A 6004-nucleotide genomic window follows, 5' to 3' on the forward strand; every position below is an offset into this window, starting at 1 on the left:
GCGGGCGGCTACCCCTCGCGGCCGAACACCCTGAACCACGGCCTGAAGCTCGGCTCGACCTCGACCAGGGCGCGGGCGAGCCGCCCGCGATCGGCGGCCGGGAGCGCGCCGCGCAGCTCGCGCAGGTAGTCCCAGCCGCGGCGCGGCGCCAGCTCCAGCGCGCGCTGCGTGAAGACCCCCTGGTACCAGAGGAGCTTGCCCCAGCCGGCGCGACCGCGCGGGTACTCGAAGGCGGCCAGGTCGCCCATCTCGTGCGCGGTTCCCGCCACCTGCCAGCGCGCCCAGGCGGCCAGCCGCTCGACCAGCGCCACCTGCCCCGTCTCGCGCAGCGCCTGCACGAACACGTAGGTGGCGTTGAGCTCGTCGAGCCACTTGAGGCGCGTGCGCAACCCGCTCAGGTTGCTGACGGCGTGGCCCCACTCGTGGCCGATCATCAGGTCGACGAACTCCGCCGGCTCGGCGGGCGCCCGGACGCCCGCCTTGGCCGCGGCCAGCCTCACGTCGTCGAAGCGGTGCAGGAGGCGCGGTTGGTGATCGCTCGCGGCGACCACCGTGGCGTCTCGCCCACCGACGCCGGTGCGCGTGAACGGCAGCCCGTACGGGTAGCGGCACAACCGGTGCCAATCCTTGGAGTTCGCCACGACGAGCGTGACGTTGCCCACGGGGCCGATGGCGGCTTCGGCCGCCAACTGCAGCGGCCTCAGGAACGCCTGCAGCTGCCCGGCGCGCACGCGGGCGCCGGCCGAGTGGCGGGCCGGCAGCGCGTCGTCACGGAGGGGCCGCAGGTAGACGCCCTGCAGCGCGGCCTTCGGGTTGGGGCGGTCAGGGGGTTGGGGCGGCATCTGGCGGCAGTGTAGGCGAACGGGCGCCCGGTGCCGGGCCCCGCGGTCCGCGAGGCGAGGGGTCGAGTTGCTATGTTGGTGGGCATGAGCCCGTGGGCGTGGACGGTCGGCGCGTTCGTCTTAGGCGGCGCGGCGGGTTGGCTCCTGGCCAACCTGTCGCGGCGCCGCGACCCGAGCGAGCAGCGGTTGCGGAAGATGCAGTCGACGCTCGACCGCTTCCAGGGGGACGTGGCCCAGCACTTCCAGGAGTCGGGCGAGCTGATAACGCGCCTGCGGTCGGACGTGGAACTGCTCTACCACCACCTCGAGAAGGGGGCGGCGAGCCTCACCACCGAGGACGCCGCCCAGTCGCGCCTGAGGGAACTCGAGGACACGGCGCACGGCTCGTCGGCTCCCGGCAACCACGGGCGCCACTGACGGGCCGAGGCCGGCCCCGAACTGGTCCGACCAGCGCGGTCGCCGCCCCCGGAAGTGACGAGCTTCACCTGCGCGGTAAGTGCGCTCCAGAGGCGATATTCCTCATGTTCCCCGGCTCCGAAGACGTGATAGACTTCGCGGCGACGTGAAGCGGCTCCTCCTGACCCTCCTCCTACTGTTCGCCACGGTCACCGGCGCCGCGCAGGAGCGTCACAACTACCTCGCGGTGAACGGCACCATCGTCGATCCCGCCGGCCCCTACTACTTCATCGCGCAGGGCGACAGCTCGAACGCCTTCGCGAAGGCGCAGGCGCTGGCCGACGCCATGGGCCTGACCGTCCAGTACGTCCAGGACGACAAGGTGCTCGTGTTCAGCGACGGTTCCCGCACCGCTCGCTTCCAGGCGACCTCCGACATCGCGGCCGGCCTCGTCAAGGCGGCCGGAACCGTCACGCTCGAGCCGGCCCTCGGCGGTCAGACCACTCTGGCGAGTCCGCGCGCCATCCTCGTCGACGGCGTCGCCTACGTGGCCGTCACCCCGCTGGTGACGGCGTTCGGTGGCGTCAGCGCCTGGAACGCGGAGCGGCACGTCATCACCGTCGACACGGCCGACCGGCTCGGCTACAGCGTGGGGCGCCCACGCACGGGGCTCACCGACGGCGTCTCCAGGGTCGCCATCGACATCCCGAAGTCGGCCGCCTACGAGGTGGCGGCCGGCGGCGACACGCTCCTGGTGGCGCTGCCCGGGGCTCGCGCCGAGACGCTCGCCCTCACGCTCGACGACCCGAACCTCGCGGCGGTCGAGCTCCGCAGCTCCGGCGGGCAGGTGACGCTGGTGGTGCGGCTCAAGTACGCGGTCGACCCGAAGGGCAGCGGCTACAAGGTCGCGAGCGTCGACAAGGAGAGCGCCACGACCCTGTACGTCGACTTCGCTCCCGACCTCCGGGGCGCCGCGGTGACGCCGCTGACTCCCACGCCGGCCGTGGCGGGACCCGAGCAGGTCACCCAGGCGCTCCTCACCGTCCCCGAACAGCGGCAGGTGGTCGTCATCGACGCGGGACACGGCGGCCACGACCCCGGCACCGTCGGCCACGCCACCGAGAAGCAGGTCGTGCTGGCGGTGGCCCTGCAGCTGAAGCGCCTGCTCGAGGCAGAGGGCGTGCAGGTGGTCATGACCCGCGACACGGACACGTTCATCACCCTGCAGCAACGCTCCCTGTTCGCGACGCCCGAGCGCAACGTGTTCGTCTCCATCCACGCCAACTCGGGGCCGAGCACGAACGCGTCCGGCATCGAGACGTGGGTGTTCGGCGAGCCGCTCGACCCGTCGTACATCGAGCGCGCCATCAAGGAGAACGGCGACGGGGCGGAGGGCCAGGCCCTGACCGACGAGGCGCGGCGCAGCGCCCGCGACCTGGCGGGCGACATCTTGCGCGAGGCGCAACTCAACTACTCCCTCAGCCTCGCCGAGACCGTACAGCGCAACCTCGTCAGCGCCACCGGCGCCCGCGATCGCGGCGTCAAGCGCAACCTCTTCTACGTCATCCGCACGGCGCGCATCCCCGCCATCCTCGTCGAGCTAGGCTTCACCACCAACCCCGACGAGGGCCCGCTGCTGGCCTCCAGCGCCTACCAGGCGAAGCTGGCGCAGGGCCTGGCGGACGGCCTGCTCGAGTTCCTTCGCGGCGGGGGCACCGTCGCCAACCGCTGACGACGGCCCATCCCGCGGCGCCGAGCGTCCGGGCCGGCCGGTGATAGCATGACGCCATGGCACGCCGCCCCGACAGGCCGCTCCCTAGCGCCAGGCGCGGCGCCGACGGCCCCCCCGTCGCCACGGTGACCGGCGCCGGCGGCGTGGTGTTCGACCCCGGCAACCGCGTCCTGCTCCTTCAGCACGCCAGCGGCCACTGGGTGTTCCCCAAGGGCCACGTCGAGCAGGGCGAGACGCAGCTCCAGGCCGCGCTCCGCGAGGTGGCGGAGGAGGCCGGCGTGACCGCCACCTGCGCCAAGCCGCAGCGCACCTGGACGACCTACTACCGCAACCCGCACGGGGTGCAGCGCCTCATCACCTGGTACCGCTGCGAGACCGACCACCCGGTGGTGAACGTGACCGAGGACGCGTTCCGGGGCGGGGAGTTCTGCCCGCCGGCGGAGGCGCTCGAACGCCTGACGCACCGCACCGACCGCGACCTGCTGCGGCGCATCCTCAACGAGAGCGAGCGCGGACCGTGACCACCGGCGCCACGCCGGCCGCCACCACCGCGGGGGCGCAGGGCATGCTCGGCGACACGGGCGAGCACAGCGCCGAGTGGTTGTTGGAGAACCTGCGCACCGTCCGCCAGTCGGGCACCTTGGCGCTGACCGACTCCGGCGGGACCACGCTGCTGCTGCTCGCCCGCGGCCAGGTGGAGGCCAGCTTCCGGCTGGACCAGTACGCGCAGCTCGACACGCCCAACCAACGCTTCCACCTGCACACCCATGAGCCCACGCTCACGCCGCGGCTGCCCGCCCGCTTCCCCGCCAGCCGCGCGCCGCTCATGCGGGCTCTCCCCCGCCTGTCGCCACCGCAACGGCTCACCCCGGGCGCCGTCGACCTGGCGGACCTGCTCGAGCGCCTGCACGAGGCGCGCTTCCACGGCTCCCTCAGCTACGCCACGGAGCGGGAGCGCTCCGTGGCGCTGCTGGTGGCCGGCAGCGTGCGCGCCGCGGTGCACGAGGCGGCCGGCACCGTGCACGACCGCGCCGAGGCCATGCGCGCCCTGCAGAAGGCCGGGCAGGCGCACGCCAGGGGAGCGCTCGAGCTCGACGCCTTGGCTCCCGCCGTCGTGCTGCCGCTGGCGGCGCTGGCGCTGGCGCGAACGGCGGAGGCTGACGACCGGACGTTCGACGGGCTGGAGGTGTGGGAGGGCGGCTACCGCTTCTACCGGCAGGGTCAACCGTTCCTCGAGGTCCTCGGCGCCACCGAGGGGCCGACGCGGCGCTACTCCCTGGGTGAGCAGGCCGTGGAGCGCGCGCCGGAGATCGAGCTGCCCGACGAACCGCCCGGCTGGGAGGACCGCCGCTTCACCCTCACGCTGCGCGGCCGCGACGCCCTGAACCCCATGACCGACCGCTTCATGCAGTTCCGGGCCGAACATGGCGAGCTCGGCCGGCGCGTGCTGACCGAGCTGGGCAAGGGCGACACCCTTGGCCGCACCGCCAAGGCGCTCGAGCTCGAGCTGGGCGAGCTGAAGCCGCTGCTCGAGCGCCTGGAGCGGGCGGGCACGCTGCGCGAGGTCACGGGCGGTTGAGCGCGAGGGCTAGTAGGTGCCCCGGGGCCGCCCGGCGGCGTATCCTGTGCGAGCCGTGAACGACGCGACCTACGGAACCTCCGACGAGATCTCGCTGCGCGAGCTCTACCTGATCCTCAAGCGCGGCGCCGTGGGCATCGTCCTGACGGCGTTGCTGGCGGGCGCCGCCGCCTTCATCTACCTGACGTCGCGCCCGGCCGTCTACCAGGCGAGCGCCACCGTGCAGGTGAGCTCGCCGCAACCGGCCGGAGCAGGCACCGAGGCGGCCGGCCTCGTGCCCCAGGTGAGCCTCGGCTCGCAGACGTACACCGCGCTGGCCAACGGCAGCGCCGTGCTGGCCGCGGCCTTCGGCCCCGCAGCACCCGACGCCGCCGAGTTGCGGCGCCTGGCGGGCACCCTGCAGCTCAAGTCCATCGACGCCGCCAACCAGCCGCGCGGCCACCTGACCGTCGAGCACACCGCGCGGGCCGCCACGGCGGATCTAGCCGCCGGCAACGCCAACGCCTGGGCGGCCGCCAGCGCCGCCGCCGCCAGGGCGACGCTGGGCGCGACCGTGGAGCGCTCCCTGGCGGCCGCAACCACCGAGCTCGAGGCGCGGCGAGCCGAGCTGGACGCCGCCCAGGCGCGCTGGACCGATTTCGCCAGGGACGACGCCCGCGTGTCGTTGCGGAGCCAGATCGAGCAGCTGGCCCTCCAGCAGGCCGCCACGCGCTCCCGCTTGGCCGAGCTGAACGCCAAGATCGCCGCCTCGAGCGCCCAGCAGGGGCTGCTGGCAGCCGGGATCGGCGCCCGCGAGGGGCGCACCACCGTCGTGCTGGCAGATCAGTTGCGCGCGTTGACGGACGCGGGCGTGCTCCCCGCAGCGGAGTCGGAGGCGTTACTGGCCGGCCTGGGCCAGCTCCCGCCGGGCCTTACGGTCGGCGGACAGGACCTGCTCACGCTGGTCGACCGCGCGCGGCTCGAGGGGGTGACCAGCTCCCTGACGGCACAGGTGGCCGAGCGGGCGGCGCTCGAGGACGCGGCGGAGGAGGCCGAGGCGACGGCCGCCGCCCTCCGCGACCGCCTGGCCGAGCTGGAGTCGCGCGCGGCGGAGCCGCAGGCGGCCCTGGCGTTGGCGCGGCAGGCCTACGACCGCGTGGCCGCGGCCATCCCCCTCCTCACGCTCCAGCAACGGATGATCGCCAACGCGGCCCAGGTGGTCGTCGTCGCCGCGCCGCCCCTCGAGCCGATCAACGGTGGTCGCCTGACGATAACGGCCGCCACCGTCCTGGTCGCCGCGCTGCTCGCCACGCTCGTCGTGTTCCTGCGCGCCGCCGTGGCCGCCCCGACCGCGGCCCCGCGGCCCGGGCGCCCGACCTCGACCATCGACGAGGGCAGCGGCAAGGTCACGCGTCACGACGAGGAGCTCCTCACGACGGCCGGGCGGGGCCGCTAGGGGCGCGCGGCGCGTGGCCC

6 protein-coding genes are annotated in these 6004 nt (G+C 74.0%); 5 read left to right on the forward strand and 1 reads right to left on the reverse strand.

The features are described 5' to 3' along the window. Positions 1-8: 8 nt before the first annotated feature. Positions 9-842: a hypothetical protein gene (locus tag H3C53_02105; protein MBW7915469.1), complete on the reverse strand. Its 834-nt coding sequence runs from the start codon at positions 840-842 to the stop codon at positions 9-11. Between the two features lie 84 nt (positions 843-926). Between H3C53_02105 and H3C53_02110 the strand changes: the two genes are divergently transcribed. The 5 genes from H3C53_02110 (at position 927) to H3C53_02130 (ending at position 5984) form a co-directional block, all read left to right on the forward strand. Further along, positions 927-1259 carry a DUF1043 family protein gene (locus H3C53_02110; GenBank protein MBW7915470.1) on the forward strand — a complete coding sequence of 111 codons (333 nt, stop codon included), beginning with the start codon at positions 927-929 and terminating at the stop codon, positions 1257-1259. Positions 1260-1404: 145 nt separating this feature from the next. Further along, the gene (locus tag H3C53_02115) at positions 1405-2970 is read left to right on the forward strand and encodes an N-acetylmuramoyl-L-alanine amidase (protein MBW7915471.1); all 1566 of its coding nucleotides are present in this window, start codon (positions 1405-1407) and stop codon (positions 2968-2970) included. A 56-nt stretch (positions 2971-3026) separates the two neighbouring features. Continuing rightward, positions 3027-3491, forward strand: coding sequence for an NUDIX domain-containing protein (locus H3C53_02120; protein MBW7915472.1), 465 nt, complete (start codon positions 3027-3029; stop codon positions 3489-3491). Continuing rightward, positions 3488-4549, forward strand: a complete 1062-nt coding sequence (locus H3C53_02125; GenBank protein ID MBW7915473.1) for a hypothetical protein — start codon at positions 3488-3490, stop codon at positions 4547-4549. Before H3C53_02120 ends, H3C53_02125 begins: the two co-directional genes overlap by 4 nt. A gap of 55 nt (positions 4550-4604) precedes the next feature. Then, positions 4605-5984, forward strand: coding sequence for a hypothetical protein (locus H3C53_02130; GenBank protein MBW7915474.1), 1380 nt, complete (start codon positions 4605-4607; stop codon positions 5982-5984). The last annotated feature ends 20 nt before the right edge of the window (positions 5985-6004 follow it).

Source organism: Trueperaceae bacterium, assembly GCA_019454765.1.
Lineage (GTDB): Bacteria > Deinococcota > Deinococci > Deinococcales > Trueperaceae > JAAYYF01.